The following is a 19,667-nucleotide window of genomic DNA, read 5'->3' as shown; positions in this document are numbered from 1 at the left end:
TTCAAATAAGCCAGCGAACTCTCTCCGCCGGCTTTCAGCCATGCAGGGGCTCGACTTCAAGACACGGATGATGGCCTCGGTGGCCAGGCTACCCTGCCGAACGCTCGATCAGTCAACGCAGTACACACGCAACAATCGCATCACTGTGCACCCGGCGAGCAATCAAAGCGTGCTCACAGAGTGTCGCAATAAATTGCGATGACTACGGTTGACTTAGTTCCCCCCGAGAAATCGTGTCACGACGCTTCTTGCGTCGCAAGTATCCACACCGTCGTATCAGATGACTTATCCGACGTCACGGATTGGCACAACGCGATGTCCGCTATGGGTCGGAAGCGGACCTAATGCTCTAGGCCTTGGCGACACTGGGCGCTCGCCACCGAGAGGCGAAAAACACCCTGATGCCGACGTTATGTGTCGATGCGGTTTCCGTGAGCTGTATTGGCAGCTCGAATTCCGCCCAGTTCAGGTCCGTTTCGACACTTGCCTTGATGTGGATTCCATGAAAACGACCCGCCATCGAGTCATTTAGCCATGACACGCCATCCGCGATTCGTTCTAGATCCATCTTGATGGATACGTAGAGGGAAAGGTCATGCGGACGAGCACCTCCCCGCTTTGTCTCGAAGTGCCGCATCACTACCCGCTGCGCCTCTTCATCGAGCCCATCAACGATGACGTGATATGTAACTTTGTCAGCTGGGTTTTCTGAAGTCATGGCTGTCTATTCACCACGGGAAATGGGCTGTTCTTCAATCTCGGCCGCATTTGGAAGCGTCCGCTCCGGGTCGGAAGCAGACATTCCAATTCTGCCAGTGTGTCCCAGGATCTGCATCCTGCAGATCCACGGACTCCCAGGGTGGAACAGAACCGCAAGATTCATGGACCCATCTCAAGACGCCCTTGCCATGCCGCTTCCCGTCCAAATGAAGCCTTTCCGCGAAGCATCTAGCCCCGCACTCGCGAGCGATCGCATCAAGTTGCGCGGCTAGTGGCCTTCATTACTGTGCCTAACGCTTGAATTAAGCCGCACCTCGAAGCGGCGCCGGCTTGAATGAGTTGTCAGGCCTTAGTCCGCAGGCTCGCCTGCTCGGAAGCGTTACTGACTGCAACGACCGCCTGTTTTGCGTCGGGGATCTGGCGAAGCACTAGCCACGCCACGACGCCTTGCGCAACATCGATGAGCGCATGGATCACGATTGCGGGGATTAGGGAGCCAAAAGCGAGGACGATCACCGTGAGCAAGGCGCCGATCGCCCCGGTTTTGATGATTCCACTGACGCCCTGATACGAATGGGCCAAGGCAAAGACGAGGCACGAAAGCGCCGCCGCCGCCCACAGGCCAACGACTGTATGGAGTGCCCAAATGAGGTAGCCGCGAAATATCAACTCCTCACAGAATCCGGCCGTCAGAGATAGGGCAATAAACCAGACAAGCTCCCGTTGTGTTTGCGGCAGCATTTCCGCGTGGTCGCCAAATCGTGCACGAAGGGTCGTCTTTCGCTCGGCAGAAATCCTGCTGAGTTTGGAAATGGTGGGTGTATATAAAGCGACAACTGCAAGGACCACTCCAGCAGAGGTCCAAATCCGCCATCCCGTTGGAAGGTGAAGGCCCAGCAAATCCCAAGGCCTATGCAGATAAATCCACAACAAAGCTGCGGCGAGTGACAGAAACCAAAGCATTCCCATCCAGCTTTTCCAAAGCGCCAGCCGGGCTCGTTGAGGCTCCGTTTGGGAGGACCGGACAAAGCGCGGCCAGATTACAAATTGGTCAGCGAGCAATGTCACAGCAACCAGGCCCAAATACACGAGATCTAACGTTTCCATGAGTCTCCCAAAGAGGCCTGACTACTGAATATGCGGACCTCGCCGTCCGGCTATACATGTTGCGACACGCGGCATGGACCGCAACGCAACCCCGTCTGCCATGAAATTGCCTACGGTTCTAACGAAGGTAGACATTAGCAATGTCCGTTCCGGGTCGGAAGCGGACGGTGACTTAGCCCAGATGGAAGCCCACGATCAAGATCGTTAGCCCTATGCCGAGCGCCGCTGCCATAGCTATCCAAAGCCGGGTGCCTCTTGGAAGCAGGGCCAAAGTGAACACGGCGCCTGCGCACGAGTAGGAGTCAACGGATACCGAAGGATTGGGTTGGTTCCATGGCCTAAGAACGAGCAGATATCCCAGTGCGAAACATGTGATCACGAGCCGAGTGCGCCAATTCAGGTTCCATGATTTCGCCAATGTCCTTCCCCCAAGTTTCATCGCACATCAGGCTTCACTTTAAAAAACGGTACCAGGTTGACTTACGAGCGCATTTCCGCCAAGAGAAGGCGCTGGGGCCACCAAAGTTTCAGGCATGCATCGAGGCCATGCTCAATCGGCCCACCAAGGCCCGCGCGGCACATCGACCTAGAAAACACCGCCCATGTGATCTTAGGTAAGGCAACCCGGTACCGTTTTCAGAAGACGTCGACGAATGCGTCGTCCGCCCAGAACCATCTTCATGGTTACAACCTGCCATCCGTCGAGTGGGGGCTTCTTACAGATGGCTGCGCCTTCACTTTGGCACTGTGTTCTTATAGATCCGCCCGTCTTTCATGATGATCAGGAAGTTCTTCGCCGGATCTTCAATCAGCTTGATGTCCTTCACTGGATCACCGTCTACGAGCAACAGATCGGCGAGCGCACCTTCCTGGACGACGCCGAGCTTCCCCCGATAGGGGCTCCGTTCGCCAGACAGCGCGAGCAGCTCGGCGTTCTCACCCGTGGCCATGTGCAGGGCCTCGGCTGGCGTGTACCACTTGGTGAGTTCCACCAGAAACGAATTCTGGCGCTTGGCCATTTCGGGGGAAAAGAGAATGTCGGTGCCGAACGCAGTCTTGAGGTGATATTTCTTAGCTAGCTGGTAGGCGCGATCCGTGCCTGCCAGTACCTCCAGTGCCTTGGCGCGCTGATCCGAGCCCGGAGGGAAGATATTCTCAAACCCCTCAGGCATGGGCTGGATGCTGAGCCATGCGCCCTTTTCGGCCATCAGCTTCGCGGTCTCCTCGTCCATCAAATTCCCGTGCTCAATGCTTTTGACGCCTGCCCGAACAGCACGCTGGATGGCTGCCGGGGTGAATGCGTGCGTTTCGACGTAGGTGCCGCGGTCACTGGCGACTTTCACGGCCGCCTCCAGCTCGGCCGAGGTGAAGGCGATGACGTCGATGGGGCTATGTGGTGACGAGACGCCACCGCCCGCCGTCAGCTTGATCTGCGATGCACCTAGCATCAACTGCTCGCGCGCACGCCTGGTTACCTCGTCAGGGGAATCCACGATTACCGCCCCTCCGAGTTGCTCAATACGCGTCAAGGGCATGCCATCGACCCGGGGCACTTCGAACAACTGGCGGAAGTCACCATGGCCGCCCGTCACTGTAATGAAGGCGCCCGACGGGAAAATACGGGGGCCGGGAATGAGACCCTCGTCAATGGCACGCTTAAGGCCAAAGCTTGGTCCGCCCAGGTCGCGCACGGTCGTGAATCCACGCATGAGCGTGTCGGTGGCCTCCAGGCCCGCATCGATCATGCTGTAACCGATGTCGGCGGTTATTACCTGGGCTGGCGTCGGGCGAGCCAAGGTGGCATGCCAGTGCGCGTCGATCAGCCCCGGCATCAGCGTTCGGCCACCGCCAGCGATGATGGTGGCACCTGCCGTGTCATCAGAGGGAATAGGCGCGGTGGATATTCGCTCGATCCGATTGCCTCGTACCAGTACATTGGCGGGCCCCGATAGCGCGGCCCCCGTGCCGTCGAAGATACGGACGTTCTCGAATAGCACCTGTGCGGGCGTGCTCTGGCCAGGCGTGTGAGCCTGAGGCTCAGCTTTGACGACAGAGGCAATGGCCAGAACCCCGATGACGAGACGCAGCACTACGCGCAGCTTCTGCATGGCCAGGTGCCTCTCTTATGGACTAGGCAGCTAATAAGCGCGACTGCGTGATAGGTGTGTGATGTTCAGCCAGCAGCTCCGGCGGACAAGACTGCCGTAACGTTCAACGGGATCCCTGCAGAGAGGGAAAAGCTGCTCGATCGGGGTTTTGGTTGGCCGCCGACATACGTCACTTGCGAGTTCGCGAAGGCCTGCCATGGGTCGGAATCAGATCTTGCCCTGATATTGCCCTCGACTCAGGGCTTTCGCTGCTCTGGCAGCCAGAGCATGTCGCGCGACTTGCCGCGCAGCACGTTGACGATGGTTACGCCAACCATTGGACTCACTGTTAGAACGAGTAGCCTCGCCCAGTGCGGGGCATGCCACAACTGCCCCATCGCGAAGTACAAGGAGACGCCCACTGCAACGCAAGAGGCGCACACCAGGACCAAGCCTAGATTACGAAGAGCTCTCTTCATCATTTGCTGCCTCGAACTTAGTGCTGTGACCTGGGAAAACTGTCCGCTCTGGGTCGGAAGCGGACATGCCGTCAAAGTAAAGAAATCACCTCGGCCTCACCGACTAGCTTTCCGCCCTCTTGAATCCGCCAGTGTCGCCCGGGCTGCAATAGCTCCGCGATCCCCACTACGTTTAGGAACTCGACCACTAGCTCGGCAGTCTCACCGGGCGCAATCCAGCGTTCCCCCGGAACCTCGAATTGACCAATGTAAAAGGTCAGATCGGTAGCCCCGCCAAAGTTGTGGTTTGGTCGATACCGAGTCGTTACTGGGCTGGTCCGACCACCCTCTTGGACACTAAGCATGTGAACCCTGGCGTGGACTCGAATGGTCTTGGGGCCACTACCGGTGGGCTCTAGCACGTCATAGAAGCGGAACGCTTTCGACATTTCCTTCCCCGATTTTCAGTGTCCGCTTCGGGTCGGAAGCGGACGTCGCTCCACGCCCTAGTGTCCGAGACTATCCCCAGAACCGCCACCATGGCCGCGACTTAGTGGGAGAAGTGGGCGGCAGTCTATCGGTCCCGAAAAAGGCTTCATCAGCCTGCGGGTCATAAACAACCAAAGGGAATTCCTGGAGCAACTCCCAAATGACCTGACCGACTTCAGCCGCCCTGCTGAAGGCCATGCAAACAATCAGGTGTGTGGGTCCTCGATCAAACTCTGAGGACCAAGGGCTCCCGTCCAACTTCTCGTCTTCCAGTGCACCTAGAGATGGGTAACGAAGCTCAAGCGCCCGTACAAACTTCGCCAATACAGGGCTTTCAGCTCCAGAGTCAGCCCACAGCCCTTCGCAATAAGCTCGATACGAATTGCGCACACCTGCCTCAGAAATGCCCGGTACGTGCGCAAAGAAGGCCAGATCGTGGCTCACACTCCCCTCCTAGTTGAGCTTGATGTTATGTCTGCTTCGGGTCGGAAGCGGACGCAATGGCCCGTCTAAATTATTGGCTTAGCGCCCGGATCGCCAGGAGCAACACAAGAGCAAGCGCGAAGGAACCAAACATGCCGGCAAACGTCCTCAGCAAAAGCCTTTTCATCCCCCGGCGATGCTGCAACAGCACGGCCTTCTCTATCGTCGCCACCTCTGGTTCGTCTTGCGCGATCTGATCGGGAGATAGCGCGAAGGCGACCTGCCTTTCTGGGCTGGTCCAAAAGGGCCATTGCCGCCCCATTTGTCCATAGACCTTCTGGACGTTCCGCACCAACAAGTACGTTTTCACGTTGAAGGCCACGGCGGAAAAGATTCCCAAAGGAGCTGGAAAGGCCGCGAGGGCAATCACCAGATAGAAAGGCCACTCCCTGCTCATCTCTTCGCCCCTGTCGTTACGTATATAGCCCTTACCGCTTAAGTCCCTTTCGTTTCGCAAGCGGACCTACTCAAACCCGGCTACCTATTCGCAGGCGACCTTTCCCTTGCTCGGGTCAATAAAGTGTGGCTGGGCCAGCACGACCTGGAAGATGGGATGCGGCCAGGATTCAAATGACGAACCGCGGGCCATGACCGGGCAACTTGAGGTTTTCAGGAGTCGATCGCTATCCAGCGGCATCATGCCCATGTTGAACTTGAGCGGCTGATCGAAGGGGTTGCTCACCTTCAGCATCATGTTGCCGTCATCGGATTGCTCGAGCGTTATGTCGAGCGTCTTCTCGGGATGCTCCACAGATTCGACAACCTTGAAGTTGGTCAGGTGGTCTTCGACCCGGTCAGCCTCGATATGCAACGACTGCCCGGCAAGTATCGCCAGCCAGTGTGGCTGCACAACGCCAGGCATTAGCGCAAACGTCCTGTCGAACACGGCCCCGTCTTTCTGCTTCAACAGCACCCTCACGTTGTGCTGGCAGATCGTTTCCCTGCACATGTCCTCCTTCGACTTCTGATTATCAACCCGCTGCGGAGTCGATGACTCACCCGCCGTGGCGACACCGAACATCATCCAAAAGAAGCTTGCAATCACCAGAACTGAAAAACGCATGACACCCCCTGTCCTGTTTGAATCTTCACAATGTCCTGAACATGCCATTGGCCGACCGCAATGTCCGCCTTGGGTCGGAAGCGGGCGTCCCGCGAAACGACCAAAGCTCAGGGTGTGGCAGCCGCTTTGGGCAGTGAGAAGTTGATCGGCACTCGCGTCCACGAATCTACTGGCGCACCATCCCTGTAGGCGGGACTGAACTTCCAACCGCTAACAGTGGTCGCGGCGCTCTCGTCCAGCTCGGAGTAGCCGCTGCTCTGTTCGATTTTTGTCTCTGTGACCTGGCCATCCACGCCAACCTTGACCAAGACTCGGACGATACCCTCATGACGACCTTGTATGGCCGCCGCTGGGTATTTCGGCTGGTGTTGCGAGGCATACGTGATGTCCATTGCCGATCCACGCGTGGGCGGGAGGTTGTCCGGCGAAATCATCTGAGCAGTGGTCGGCTTCGTGCTGCCAGCAGATGCTTGCTGCCCGGCAGATGCCTGGTCTCGTGGGTATGCAGGTGCGGGGCGCGCCACTTCTTGATGAGAACAGGCCCCAAGCATCAGCGCTGCGGCGACTAAATAAAAGCTACGCATTCTTCTCCCCTTGGACCCGGGTAACGTTCTGTCCGCTTCGGGTCGGAAGCGGGCTCTCCACAAGGGCTATGGCTCAGCCTATCGCCTTTTGGGATTGAAGCCACCGATCCAAAGACCAGCACATAAAAAACCGATGAGGGCGACACCTGCGTAGAACCCCATCGGGAAGTCATCTACCGGCTGTCCGTTTAAAGAGTACGCGAGGTGCCACGCACCTTTAGATATAACGGTTCCGATAGGAAGCTCCCGAGGAAGAGCGCCATCAGTTGCCCCTGCGACAAATGTCGCTTCAGTCCCGTCCTTGCCACGCACCACATATCTTGTCGAGCAGCGACCACCCTGTGGTGAGGCGCAAGAAGTTGTCGCGGCAGTCACCGTGCCATCGACCGTCGTAGTTAAACGCGGGTAGGCCGCGCTGCCTGCGAGTAGCCACGCAATCAGCGCCATCACAAGCAACACGTTGGCTCGCTTTCTCACCAGATTGATACTCTCACCCGTTCTGTCGTCCCTACCGCGTCGCAGCCATAACAACCGCAAATGTCCGCTTCGGGTCGGGAGCGGACATCAGTCTGGTCAGAGTGTCTGACGCTTACGATGGGCCGCGCACCTTGTTCCAGGCGGCAAGTGCGAAATGAAAGTAAGGTTCGCCAACGATCAGAACGCGCTGCTTCTTATCCTTAAACCAGTTGTAAGGTCCTGCCAGCGGGGCCGAAGCTGCCTTCAGGCCCCGCTCGATCAGACTTGCCATGCTCAATGACCGGACGCCAGCACCGTGAATCGGTTGCATAGGAAGGTGATTCCCGATGCGTCCTTGGTCTTGGCATAGGTATTTCCATGTACGGTCAGGACCTCGCCCTGGACGCAACGCTGGTCTTCATGCAGGAGGTCCGCGAAGCTGCCGGCGCGCGGCGGCGTATCGCCCTCGGCACGCTTTTCCTCTCCGTAGCCCAACCAGTAGCTGACCCAGTCAGAGGGCGTCTTGCTCGCGCTGCTAGCCGACTTGCCAGCCTCGTAACCCAGATCGTAGCTGGCGCGATCGATTGGCTGGAATTGAAGCGATTCGAACGGCATTGCGTTCTTCTGAGGATCAAGCTTTCTCTCGGGCAGCGCGTTCGAGCTGTAGCTTCGCTGCACCAAAAAGCCCACGACGACGATCACGCCTACCGCAGCCAGTATCAAGCCTTTCGATTTCATGAAGTCCTACCCCCTTGTTGGAAGACCGTTTGGAATCGACAACCGTGTTGTTACGCCAGCCAGGCATCTGCCCGCTTTTGGCTGCGGGCTTCGCACCTAGATCCAGGAGACGTCGACGACGTCGACCTCTATGCCGGGAACCAAGGCAACCTCATTGATCTCCTCGGCATGGATGACGGCTCCGGCATCGGAAGCTTGAGCGCCTTGCCCGATTTCCGGCCAGTGCCGTGTAGCGAGATCGATGGCTTTTGAAAGCGCCGCATTTGGGTCGCCGGCCGAGACGACACCATATAGCTCGAAGCTAGTGCTTCCTTCGGACCGCAAGAAGCCCTGCCCTACGGCCAAGACTGACCAAAGCCCCATATCCTCCCCTTTTTTTCTGGTGACCGCCCGCCAGAAAGGCGGGCATTACCCAGATTCCCTGGCGCCGAGTATGACAACTCTCCACGCCGCCGGGGAGTAGCGGCAGGCATGCGCAGCCATCTAGCCGTCCGCATGCGACCAACGGAATCGAGGGGTGACTCAGGGGTCGTCACTACGGCTTCAAGATCTCTTTGAGCTTGGTGTGTTTCACGGAGAACCGCGCTTTTCTTCGGGATTTGACGCCGTTCAGTATGACGATCAGCCGCAGACAAGCTCCGAAGAAGCGACCAGACCAGACGACGATTGATACTTGATCGCGACCATATCGCTGGTGTTGAACTACGAAAAATTCCTACCTCTCCAGATTCTGCAGCACCTGCTTTGAATTGCGAGCTCACCCGGCCAACGCAACACCCCGACACTGTGCCAACAGAAGGTGCGTTGCGATGACGTCCGGAGCCCAGACTCATTGCTCCAAAGCCGGTCGGCGCGACGTACCTTAATTCCAGGGGTGATCTGGCTTATTGGCAGTGCGGGATCGTTAGTCGGGCAGTCCGGAACGGGGAGTGGTTTGAAATCCCGCGCAGAACGATTTCATCAAGGTGTTGCGTTGACCGGTTGAAGTCGCAACCCATAGCGGACGCTACTGGACGACCTCAACATCCGGAAGTTTCCAGACCTTGTCGAACAGCGCCTTCTCGGGCCCGTAAAAACGGAACATCAATTCAAACTTGCGCTTGGGGTCGGTGGGTACCCAATTCTCGTGCAAGCCTTCGGGGGCCTTGGGGCCGAAGTAAATATCGACCGAACCGTCGGCGTTCTTTTTCAAGCCAGGGATCTGTGAAGAGCGGCTTGCCCACGCTGTCTTGAGGATGGTGTGTATCTCGCGGTCGTAGGCCGTCACCGACCAATACTGTTTGGCTGGTGGATTTGCAGGCACGGTGAGTCGGTAGGTCTTGGCGCCGTCATAAGCCTGGCCGTTCTTATCCTTAATGGATATCAGATAGAACTGAGCGGCACCGAGGTGCTTGATACCAATAAAGGCATAGGTGTAACTCACGCCGCGGCTATCCACAGGGTAGGCGTTCGGGTCGCCATAGGCGTTGCCATACGCGGCGATGATGTCCGGCAGAGTGGGTAACGTCCAATTGATCCCCGGGTTGTACTGAGGAAAGCCCTTGTCATAGCGCGCAGCAAGCCATTCGTGTGCCTCGCGTATGCCATTGTCAAGCTGGTGGGTGGTCGCTGCATCGGGCTTGAAAGGTTTGCCCTTTTCGATGCCGAGCGTGCGCAGAGGATCGATCATGGCGCGGTCGCGATCCAGCCATGGCTCGTGTTGGATGACGTGATCCAGCGATTGGTAAAAACTGGCGTCGTACCGAATGGTGGCGTCGAACAACACACCATAGGCATCGGCGAAATTGGTTGCCTGCGGTGCGTTGCTCTGGCTGAGTGGATAGACCTTGATGCGCTTGCCATAGGCCACAGACTTAGCGATGTCGGCATCGCTATGGCTTACAAGATTGGAGCGAAGGAGTGCGTATCCGCTGAACGTGTCGTTGGGAAGCACGATGTATCCGCTTGGCTTCTCACCCGTGTACCCAGGCGGAAGAATCACGTATTTGCCGCCCTTACCCTTGTCTTCGCCGTCGGGGCCGATGTCCGCCAGCGGCATCTGCCAAACGTCAACGATGCTGCCGGCGAATGATCCTGTATCCGCTGGCGGAATCTCGATGACGATCGGCCCGACGTCCTTGGTGTCATAGAACACCATGAAGTAGATGCTGTCTGGGTTGGGGGTGAGCGTTTGATTCTTCGCATCCGCTGGCCGCGACCAATAAAGCACCTGATTGATCTTGCCCTGTGTCTTGGCAAGCATTTCCTGGCGCATCAAATCCGTATTCACCGCCGACATGCCCCAGTTGGCGACCTCCACGGCCCGCCGCTCAATGGTGCGAGACATGGGATTATCCGCATCACCCGCCGTGGCGCGAGCAACCAGCAAGCCAAGCGATGCGAGCAAAACCATCGACCGGATCAAGGTGGGCATGACTTGGCCTCGCGGGTTGATGTCGAGCCATTCCAGCACGCCATGAGGTACCCTGCGTCGGTACATTTACGCCGCGGCATTCGGTAGAACTACGTAAGATCAACTGCTCGAACGTACGTCACTGGACGGTCCGCAGTCGGAAGCGGACCTCACCCATTCCCCCTCAGGATGCCTCGTCGCCGATCAACCGACTTCAAGCGGATCGCTTGACGGTAGGTGGAATCCAAGTGCTACCCAGAATCGAAGGCTCGGGGTTATAGGCACGAAGCGCCCTATTGATTACCCCTTCCCTGGAAGCAGGCAGCCAGATCGACTCTTTAGTCTTTTCCCGGCGAGTCATGTTGTACCTACAGAGTGATCGAACCGTCCTGGTTCGTCTTGACCCCCGGGTGGCGGTCTCGAATCGCGCAACGGTTCAGAGGGTTGTCGGCAACGTAGGCGGCGGTCGTGCAGCCGTCGGCCGCCACCGTGTCCTGCTTCTGCAACAGCACCACACAACCACCGTCCGCGACAGCCTCGCCGACCTTACGCATCAGTTGGGTTGTACGGTCGGCGGACAGCGTGGCAAGCGGTGCGGCGGCCACTATCATGACTAACAGCGAGTGCGTGGGTCTCGTCAGCATGGTCTCCAAATAGCTTCCTTCAACCACGTTTGCCGGATAGCCAAAAAACATGGCCGAATGCCATGTAAATACTTGGATTTACGCACATCTTTGCGCGACGTATACTCCAGCTCGAGCTATGGAGGCGCAGGTCATGCTTACCGCCAAAGTCTTCAAAAAGGGGAATGCACAGGCCTTGCGCATTCCGGCCATCTTGGCCTGCGAACGCCCAGAAACTTGCGGGCGTCCGCGCAATCGCCGGAACACGCTATTCGCCTCCCCGGTCCTCCGACAAGTTTGATCGGAGAACATCATGCGACCTGTTGTCTCGATCATCGTGCCGACATTCAATCGCCTGCACTTTCTGCGCGCTACGGTCGAGTCCGTCTTCGCGCAGACCTTTTCGGATTGGGAGCTGATTCTTGCCGATGACGGCTCCGATAGCGAAACGGTCGAGTACATGCACCAGCTGCAACAGCAACAACGGCGAGTCAGGCTGCTGCGACTCCCGCACTGCGGTAGCGCCTCGGCCGTCCGCAACGCTGGGTTGCGTGAGGCGTCTGGTGAATACATCGCTTTTCTCGATTCCGATGACTTATGGGTTCCCACCAAGCTGGAAACTCAGGTCGTCTCGCTGCGCGCGAACCGCGACCGGAAATGGAGCTACACCGGATTCCGCATGGTGGACGCAGCATTGAATCCCCTGTCCAGGGCACCACAATTCAGTGCGGCGGATGGCTGGATCATCGATGCCCTGATGAATGCCCACACCACGATCATGCAGTCGAGTGTCGTGGTCCGCCGGGAATTCTTCGATGAGGTAGGCCCGTATGACGAGTCGATCCGGTTGTGCGGCGACTACGAACTTGCGGCGCGTTTCGCGCTACATGGTGCGGCCGACTGTATCGATCAGCCGCTCGTCATGATCCGACGCCACACAGAGCACTACTGCGATGATGTGAGCGCCTGCCAGGACGTCGTCTTGGCGCTCAAGAAGGTCCGGCGATACGCCACCGGCCCCCACACCCAGGCGATCGTGCGCAAGCGGCTCGCCATCGCTTGCGCATTCCTCGCGAGGAGTCAGGCAGTGCATGGATTCAAGCTATCCGCTCTCGCCACGATGCTTGGAAGCGCGCACTACTCGTGGCGTTACAGCCAGTGGTGGTCGACCGCGACGGAAGCGACCGCGCGGGCACTAGTTCCAACACCCGTGCAGAACGTCCTGCGCCGGGCGCGTCACGCGCTCAGGCTTCGGCATTCCTGAGCCCCTCATGTCAACGGCACTCGCTCTTTGGCGCCTGCTCGATCATCGTCAGCGGTGGCGGCTGGTCGGTTTGCAACTGCTGTCGATCGTGATGGCCATCTGCACGGTAGGCGGCATAGCTTCCATCGTTCCATTCTTCACCGCACTCGCGAATCCGGACATCGTCCGGCACAATGCGATCCTGCAAGCGATTTTCCAGCGCTTTCAATTCAGCAGCGAGACCTCGTTCCTGATCGCATTAGGAGTGGCCTTTGCCGGGATGGTCCTGCTGTCGAATGTGGTGAATCTGTTCGGGCAGCTGGCGATCAATCGGTTTGCTTACCAGGTCGGCGATACGCTCTACGTTCGCCTGTTCCATGGATACCTGCTACGCGACTACGCGTTCCATCTGCGCAACAACAGCTCAGTGCTTGCTACCAAGGTACTGCACGAGACCGCGCGAGTGACATCGGGGCTGCTGCAGCAAGGACTCCTGCTAGTAACCAATGCCGTAACGGTCCTCTGCGTCGTCGCCTCCATCGTGTGGCTCAATGCCCCGGTCGCCGTGGCCGTATTTGCGGGGCTGGGCCTGATCTATGCAGTGATCTACGCCTTTGCCCGCGGGCAGTTGCTGCGCTACGGAGAGGCTGCGGGCCGCCATGGCGCCGAGCGTGTCGCCACAGTCAATGAGAGCTTGGGCGCCATCAAGGAAATTCTTCTGATCCAGGGGCACGAGCTGTTCGTGCAGCGATTCGCCCGGCAATGCAGGGACTACTCGCGCGCGTTGTTCAGCATCTTTGCCGTCTCGCAGAGTCCGCGATATATCCTCGAATGCGTGACGGTCATTTGCCTCGTTGGCGTCGCCCTGTATTTTCGCAGCCGCGCCGGCGCCGCCGGCCCGTGGGTAGCGCAATTGAGCTTCGTCGGGTTTGCCGCCTATCGACTGCTACCGTTGCTGCATCAGGCGTTTACCTCGGTGGTGAAGATTCGTGCCGACCACCCCGCATTCGTCAGCATCAACGTCGACATGCCCCGCATCCCTCCTGAGGAGACGCCGGCACCCAGCGAATCGGAACAGGAGATGTGGCACGGCAGACCGCGCAAGGAAATAAGCTTGCACGAGGTGTGTTTTCACTATGCAGCGAACGACCCCGCGGCGCTATCAAACGTCTCGCTCGTCATTCCCGCAGGTTCGGTCATAGGTTTCATAGGACGCAATGGTTCCGGCAAGACAACCCTGCTCGATCTGGTCAGTGGATTGCTCGCGCCGCAATCGGGATGCATTGAGGTCGACGGTGTGACGCTCGATACCACGAATTGGAACGCATGGCGCTCCACCATCGCCTATGTTCCGCAGCAAGCATTCCTGTTGGATGCAACGTTTGCGGAGAACATCGCACTGGGTGTCCCCGCCGAGCAAATCGACGTCGCGCGCGTGGAAACGGCGGCGCGACAGGCCTGCCTGGAGGAGTGCGTAGCCGCCTTTCCTAACGGCCTGCAAGAACGCCTCGGCGAGCGCGGCAGCCGTTTGAGCGGCGGGCAACGACAACGGCTGGCCATCGCGCGAGCACTGTATCGCGATGCTTCGGTGCTGATCATGGATGAAGCGACGAGCGCGCTTGACATGGCTGCCGAGACCGAGATCGTCGAGATGCTCAACACATTGCGAGGCGGCCGCACGATACTCGTCGTCGCGCATCGAACCCAGTCGTTGTGCTGCTGCGATCTGATCTTCGAGCTGGAGGGCGGCAAGATCGTCCGAGATGGAACTTACGGCCAGATCCTGGCATCGCCCAGGGCGTTAGCCTAGAGATGCCCTGATCTATTCCACGTACCCGTCACCGCAATGTATGCGCGCCTGGCTGCGCCCCAGGGCGAAGGCAGGCGGGCTGTCTGTCTAGGCGCCGGGGCGCAGCCAGTCGCGCATACAGTGCGGCCCCAGCATTCAATTTTTTGACTATCCGGCAAATCCGGTTGAAATTCTTCGAAACTGGTGCATGAGTCTCCGAAGCCGACGCGCCTGTGCATACCGTTCGGGATTGAGTTCGAGCTCTGTGCGGCAAACTGAGCTAACAGACCGCCCCCTTCTGGTAGTGCCGTTGGGCATGTACCGACCTCGAGCCTAGATCAAATCGTTATTGCTTTGGGTGCGTAACGCGTCCTGCTTCCGCTATACCGCAGAACGCTGTTGGCGATCAGCCGCAATGTCTGTTTTGGGTCGGAAGCGGACACTGAGCACTCGGCAATGGCACGACCCGAACCCCTGCGGTGCGTTACTTCTGAATGCCTTTCGCAAACGAAGGTCCCATCAGCAGCCAGGGCTTCCTTTCCAGGCAAACCTTAGGGCCTTCCTCGCAAATGGCTGAAACCATAACCTCCGGCGACTTCTCCGTTCCGCCAAAAACAAAGCGAATGGCCATCTGATGTGGCGTGCCCATATCCGTGAAGGCCCACTCCTCATTGCCGGATCCTCCGCTGCCATAGAGCCGGAACGTCGTCAGGTGGCCATCACGGTTGCTCCCGCCGATCGCCTGGGCCGACAGGCTGTCGAACGCGGCTTGCACCGAGGGGTACGGAAAGGTTCGACGGTCCAGCGAGTAGCGGGGATTCAAATACGTGGCAGGCCACATGCCACGCTTCGAATAGTTGGCGTTGAAGTTGATGGGGATACGCACGGTGCTCTTGGTGGCGCCGCCATTTTTGCGTGCTGGAATGAAAGCCGATTGACGCACCGACGTAATGGCGGAATCGTCCAGCTCGCTCCGGCCCGAAGACTTTTCCACCTGCGCGACAAGGACATGACCATCCGGTGCAATCAGCGCGAGGACAACCGTCGTGCCTTCGATACCAAAGAGTGCATCGAAGCCAGGGTAGTAGGGCTGCGAAAAATGCAAGGGGTCCTGCCGCGGCAGCGCATCACCAAGCGGATAGCTTGAGGCTTCCGTTGGCATGGGTACATTCGATTGAGCCGTCGGTCGGCCCGGATTGTCACTACAGCCTGATGCGAGCAACGCGATGCCAACCACTGCCATCCACTTGCGCATATCTCTCCCTTGGTTTGATTTTGCCGAGTGTGATACGGGTTCATTGCCCAGTGCCTGCACAGTGCTGCCCCCTTCGATAAGAGACAAACGAAAGGGGTCAGAGCGCTTTTTTCTCAAAGCGAATTTCAAAATCACTCTGAACCACCCCTTGTTCTCCTGGCTCACAACAGCAGTTCGTCTCGCACATAAAGGCCGGTAATCATTCCATCAGCTGCTCTGGCTTGAACTGATAGTTGTGACGCGACCAGCTAGACGCGATGCCGATATCAAACCCATAGGTGAGGTTGATAACAATTCCATCTTCGTTGACGTAGCCGGGAAAGTTCTTTGCCACGACGCGGGCTGTGTTGAGCGCAAAGTCCTCGTCATTCTGCATCGGCGCATCAAGAACGAGTGATGCCACAACGGTGTTAACCCGCTTGCCTCGCGTCACAAACAGGCTCTTGCTGATGGATGCCTGAGTGACATGTGGTTGTGCAGAGACGGCGTTGTAGGCGGGCATCAGGTCAGCGAACCATTTTGTGCCGATAAAGTGTTGGGCAACTGCTGGAGCGACGAGGGACACCGCCAGCAATAGACCGACAACCGCCATGTGGCCACGCCATATAGGCTTTAGCACGTGGCCAGGCTCATTCCGATCCACCCTGATTACGTAGGAGCCTACCAGCAGGTCATGAAGGGACTGGCGTGTCTGGCGATTGAAGACGTACAGGTACAAGATCGAGAGACCCAAGCCAAAGACGACAAAAGTCAGTAGGTACCCAACCCACGACATGGTCACCGACAGGCTCAAAGGTAGGCCATTGAGGAAGTAGGGAACACCAAGGACCAAATACCGGGCGAAGGATCGACCCATCGAAATCGGCAGCTTGTCTGCCCCGACCACGCGCAGCGAGAACGCCATCTTGCCGACCGTTTGGCCTCCGGCGATTCGGCTGTTGAAGACGCCGAAGTAAGCAATGGCCACCAAGAAGCCGACCAGACGGCCATAGGCGCCCATACGGGCAAACGTGTCGAAAAACACGCTGCCAGCGATTAGACCGAGAATGCCAAGAAGAAGCGCATCAAGGACGAACGCAAACGTTCGACGCCAGAATCCAGCAATGTCCAGCGACGGCACTTCCCCTGATTCCATCAAGCTCATGAAATTCCCCTGTTAATGGCCCGCGACCCGCCTCGGATCGAATTCTCACGGGTAACCGCTAGGCACCATGGTTTCTGATTGTTGGTCGCTCAAACAAGAAGGTCAGAGTGCTTTTCTGCTCGAGCATGGGCTTAAACAGCGCTCTGACCCCTCTTCTCAGAAACCAGGGCTGGAGCACACGTCCTTTATTGGCTGAATCGACCAATGAGCCGCTTATGCACGCGCGTTACATTCTCCTGCCATTTTGTTATTTCCAGGTCTGCAATGGCTAGCAAATACTCCCACACAGAGACCTGAAGGGTGCGCAGAAGGAACCCACCGAGCGTATTCCCCTGGCACCGGGCGCCACGGACGCGTTTTCGGATCAGGCTACAGCTGGGCTGCTACCAACGGCACGACACGAAGGCTTGATGATGGGCGAATATTTGACATACCGGTGGCCCAGAGGTACGCCGCTTTTCTACCTCATTAGCCTCTACGCACTAGGTTTTCTGGTGGCGGCGCAGCCAAATCTAACGCACCTGTTCGCTGGAAGAGTGGTCGTGGCGGCGTACTTCTTAGTCAGCACCTTATTCGTCATATATCTCTATCGCTTTCGCGTAATCCTTGACGCAACATCCATACGGACGGGCGCTTTTTTTCTCAAGAAGATCGAATTTGCCGACGTTGTTCGAGCAAAGTACGCCCAAGGCAATGGTTATGGAAAGATCATCCTCCATGCCAACAATGGAGTGCGGATCAGCATATCGGAGACCATCAACGACTTCGGGCCTTGCGCTAGAGCAATAAACTCGAAATTGCCCACGCATCTCTTGATCGCCCCCGCCGGGCGCACGATGGACGTTTTGAGTGGTAGCGACTTGGTTTAGGGCAAGCAAGTAAGTTCGGCCCGTCCGCGTTGGGTCGGAAGCGACAATCAACTGATGAGGGTGGGATGGTTGGGTGCGTCCATGCACCCAACCCCTTCGCGCTGCGCGCTGCGGGGCCAGCCTTCGGCTGTCCGGATTTGCTCCAGGCAAATCCGTCGAACCGGTGGGTTCTCACCCAGTCGCTCCGCCAGATACGAAAACGCCCCCGTGCGGGGGCGTTTTCGTATCTGGCGGAGAGAGTGGGATTCGAACCCACGGTAGGCTTACACCTACGGCAGTTTTCAAGACTGCTGCCTTAAACCGCTCGGCCATCTCTCCGTGTTTGTTGAATCCAGTGACTGGGCCAAGAGCCGTAAAGTCACAGGGTTCCCGTTTTCGCGGGAATGACGAGCCAGGGGCCGCGTCATTGCAGGGTCGTCATCCTATCAGGAATGAGGCGTTATGCCCCGCTCTTTCTTGGATAACGCAAACATGGCCCACAGCATGATGCCGACCGGAATGGCGGCGCCGAGCAGTGGAAGCAGCAGCACCGGCTGACGGATCACCATGGGTATCAGCTGAGTGGCGGCGGCGAAGCCGATGATGCTGAGGCGCAGCGCGCGGCTGCGCCGGGCAAACCAGAAGGCACCGATGACCAGCACGGCAGCGATGATGCTGAGCACCAGATCCACGGTGGGCATGGGGAACATGCTGACCAGGCCGAGCCGGGTCAGCAGTTCGGTGGCGAGGATCGCCAGCAGCGTGTAGCTGGCGGCGAGCTCGACTTTGTCCCAGCGCGGCGTGCTCATATCGACGATATCAGGCGATCTGTTCCAGGCCGCGCATGTACGGGCGCAGCGCTTCGGGCACGGTGATGGAGCCGTCGGCGTTCTGGTAGTTCTCCATCACGGCGACCAACGTGCGACCCACGGCGAGGCCGGAGCCGTTGAGCGTGTGCAGCAGCTCGGGCTTGCCGGTTTCCGGGTTGCGCACGCGAGCTTGCATTCGGCGCGCCTGGAAGTCTTCGCAGTTGGAGCAGCTGGAGATTTCGCGGTACATGTTCTGGCTGGGCAGCCACACTTCCAAGTCGTAGGTCTTGGTGGCGGAGAAGCCCATGTCGCCGGTGCACAGCATCACCTTGCGGTACGGCAGGCCGAGCAGCTGCAACACTTTTTCAGCGTGACCGACCATTTCTTCAAGCTGCGCATACGAATCGGCCGGGCGCGCAAGCTGCACCATTTCGACTTTTTCAAACTGGTGCTGGCGAATCATGCCGCGCACGTCGCGGCCGTAGCTGCCGGCTTCGGCGCGGAAGCACATGGAGTGGGCCGTGAGGCGCATCGGCAGCGCATCTGCTTCCTGGATGGTGTCGCGCACCAGGTTGGTCAGCGACACCTCTGCAGTGGGGATGAGGTAGCGCTTGGCCTCACCCACCACGGTGGAGAACAGGTCTTCTTCGAACTTGGGCAGCTGACCGGTGCCCTGCATGCTGTCGGCATTGACCAGCAGCGGCACGTTGCATTCCAGGTAGCCGTGCTGGCCGGTGTGCAGGTCGATCATGAACTGCGCCAACGCGCGGTGCAGCTGCGCAAGCTGGCCGCGCATGACGGTGAAGCGCGAACCGGAAAGCTTGGCGCCGGCTTCGCCATCGAGCCAGCCGTGGCGCTCGCCGAGGTCTACGTGGTCTTTGACCGCAAAGTCGAACGCGCGCGGCGTGCCCCAGCGCAGCATTTCCTGATTGTCGTTTTCGTCCTGACCGACCGGCACGGACTCGTGCGGGATGTTGGGCAGGCCCAGGGCGATATCGGCCAGCTTGGCCTGCACGTCGGCAAGTGCGTGCTCGTTGGCCTTGAGCTTGTCACCGATACCGGCGACTTCGGCCATCAGCGGCGCAATGTCTTCGCCCTTGGCTTTGGCCTGACCGATGGCCTTGGAGCGCGTATTGCGCAGGTTCTGCAGCTCCTGCGTTTCCGTGGAGAGCTGCTTGCGCTGGCCCTCGAGCGCCTCGATGGCCGCTACGTCGAGCACGTAGCCACGGGTGTCCTTGAGTCGCTCGGCGGTTTCGGCCAGGCGCGAACGCAGCAATACGGGGTCCAGCATGATCGGTCCAGGTTTTGACTCAGAACGCAGGATTATCGCCGTGGGGGTGGCCGGGGGGCAATGCGGGGCCTGCTGCGTGCTTGCTCGT

Annotated in this window: 18 protein-coding genes and 1 tRNA gene; 3 read left to right on the top strand and 16 right to left on the bottom strand. The window is 58.4% G+C overall.

What is annotated here, in order from left to right; all coding sequences use genetic code 11:
- Positions 1-349: 349 nt before the first annotated feature.
- The 11 genes from AC0GUR_RS17765 to AC0GUR_RS17715 form a co-directional block, all read right to left on the bottom strand.
- The gene (locus tag AC0GUR_RS17765) at positions 350-718 is read right to left on the bottom strand and encodes a hypothetical protein (RefSeq protein ID WP_472878834.1); all 369 of its coding nucleotides are present in this window, start codon (positions 716-718) and stop codon (positions 350-352) included.
- A gap of 344 nt (positions 719-1,062) precedes the next feature.
- Positions 1,063-1,827 carry a CPBP family intramembrane glutamic endopeptidase gene (locus tag AC0GUR_RS17760; RefSeq protein WP_472878833.1) on the bottom strand — a complete coding sequence of 255 codons (765 nt, stop codon included), beginning with the start codon at positions 1,825-1,827 and terminating at the stop codon, positions 1,063-1,065.
- A gap of 734 nt (positions 1,828-2,561) precedes the next feature.
- Complete coding sequence (locus tag AC0GUR_RS17755; RefSeq protein WP_472878832.1) at positions 2,562-3,935, bottom strand: metal-dependent hydrolase family protein; 1,374 nt, start codon at positions 3,933-3,935, stop codon at positions 2,562-2,564.
- A 1,440-nt stretch (positions 3,936-5,375) separates the two neighbouring features.
- Entirely contained in the window at positions 5,376-5,741 is a 366-nt protein-coding gene (locus AC0GUR_RS17750) for a hypothetical protein (protein WP_472878831.1), read from the bottom strand.
- A gap of 84 nt (positions 5,742-5,825) precedes the next feature.
- Positions 5,826-6,407 carry a hypothetical protein gene (locus AC0GUR_RS17745; RefSeq protein WP_472878830.1) on the bottom strand — a complete coding sequence of 194 codons (582 nt, stop codon included), beginning with the start codon at positions 6,405-6,407 and terminating at the stop codon, positions 5,826-5,828.
- Positions 6,408-6,514: 107 nt separating this feature from the next.
- On the bottom strand, positions 6,515-6,799 hold the full coding sequence (locus AC0GUR_RS17740; protein WP_472878829.1) for an energy transducer TonB: 285 nt from the start codon (positions 6,797-6,799) through the stop codon (positions 6,515-6,517).
- Between the two features lie 781 nt (positions 6,800-7,580).
- Positions 7,581-7,739 (bottom strand): hypothetical protein, encoded by a 159-nt coding sequence (locus tag AC0GUR_RS17735; protein ID WP_472878828.1) that lies wholly within the window; start codon positions 7,737-7,739, stop codon positions 7,581-7,583.
- A gap of 2 nt (positions 7,740-7,741) precedes the next feature.
- A complete protein-coding gene (locus tag AC0GUR_RS17730; protein WP_472878827.1) occupies positions 7,742-8,185 on the bottom strand; it encodes a hypothetical protein in 444 nt (147 codons plus the stop codon).
- 96 nt (positions 8,186-8,281) lie between these two features.
- On the bottom strand, positions 8,282-8,548 hold the full coding sequence (locus AC0GUR_RS17725; RefSeq protein ID WP_472878826.1) for a hypothetical protein: 267 nt from the start codon (positions 8,546-8,548) through the stop codon (positions 8,282-8,284).
- A 643-nt stretch (positions 8,549-9,191) separates the two neighbouring features.
- Entirely contained in the window at positions 9,192-10,511 is a 1,320-nt protein-coding gene (locus AC0GUR_RS17720; protein WP_472878825.1) for a DUF1254 domain-containing protein, read from the bottom strand.
- Positions 10,512-10,945: 434 nt separating this feature from the next.
- A complete protein-coding gene (locus AC0GUR_RS17715; RefSeq protein ID WP_472878824.1) occupies positions 10,946-11,272 on the bottom strand; it encodes a hypothetical protein in 327 nt (108 codons plus the stop codon).
- Positions 11,273-11,513: 241 nt separating this feature from the next.
- Here AC0GUR_RS17715 and AC0GUR_RS17710 point away from each other — a divergent pair, with 241 nt between their 5' ends.
- Positions 11,514-12,464: a glycosyltransferase family 2 protein gene (locus AC0GUR_RS17710; protein WP_472878823.1), complete on the top strand. Its 951-nt coding sequence runs from the start codon at positions 11,514-11,516 to the stop codon at positions 12,462-12,464.
- Positions 12,465-12,471: 7 nt separating this feature from the next.
- On the top strand, positions 12,472-14,253 hold the full coding sequence (locus AC0GUR_RS17705) for an ABC transporter ATP-binding protein (protein WP_472878822.1): 1,782 nt from the start codon (positions 12,472-12,474) through the stop codon (positions 14,251-14,253).
- A 463-nt stretch (positions 14,254-14,716) separates the two neighbouring features.
- Here AC0GUR_RS17705 and AC0GUR_RS17700 read toward each other — a convergent pair whose 3' ends face one another.
- Positions 14,717-15,652, bottom strand: a complete 936-nt coding sequence (locus tag AC0GUR_RS17700) for an energy transducer TonB (protein ID WP_472878821.1) — start codon at positions 15,650-15,652, stop codon at positions 14,717-14,719.
- Positions 15,653-15,686: 34 nt separating this feature from the next.
- A complete protein-coding gene (locus AC0GUR_RS17695; protein ID WP_472878820.1) occupies positions 15,687-16,631 on the bottom strand; it encodes an RDD family protein in 945 nt (314 codons plus the stop codon).
- 410 nt (positions 16,632-17,041) lie between these two features.
- Between AC0GUR_RS17695 and AC0GUR_RS17690 the strand changes: the two genes are divergently transcribed.
- A complete protein-coding gene (locus AC0GUR_RS17690) occupies positions 17,042-17,500 on the top strand; it encodes a hypothetical protein (RefSeq protein ID WP_472878819.1) in 459 nt (152 codons plus the stop codon).
- A 228-nt stretch (positions 17,501-17,728) separates the two neighbouring features.
- On the opposite strand, the gene AC0GUR_RS17685 is transcribed toward AC0GUR_RS17690, so the two are convergent.
- The 3 genes from AC0GUR_RS17685 to serS form a co-directional block, all read right to left on the bottom strand.
- Positions 17,729-17,818, bottom strand: a tRNA-Ser gene (locus AC0GUR_RS17685).
- A gap of 107 nt (positions 17,819-17,925) precedes the next feature.
- Entirely contained in the window at positions 17,926-18,288 is a 363-nt protein-coding gene (locus AC0GUR_RS17680; protein WP_472878818.1) for an LrgA, read from the bottom strand.
- A gap of 10 nt (positions 18,289-18,298) precedes the next feature.
- Positions 18,299-19,579: a serine--tRNA ligase gene (gene serS, locus AC0GUR_RS17675; RefSeq protein WP_472878817.1), complete on the bottom strand. Its 1,281-nt coding sequence runs from the start codon at positions 19,577-19,579 to the stop codon at positions 18,299-18,301.
- Positions 19,580-19,667: the final 88 nt, after the last annotated feature.

Source organism: Dyella sp. PARNA 12/25 (genome assembly GCF_055702865.1).
Note: the sequence above shows the minus strand (reverse complement) of the source record. Positions and strands in the feature narration are given on the sequence as shown.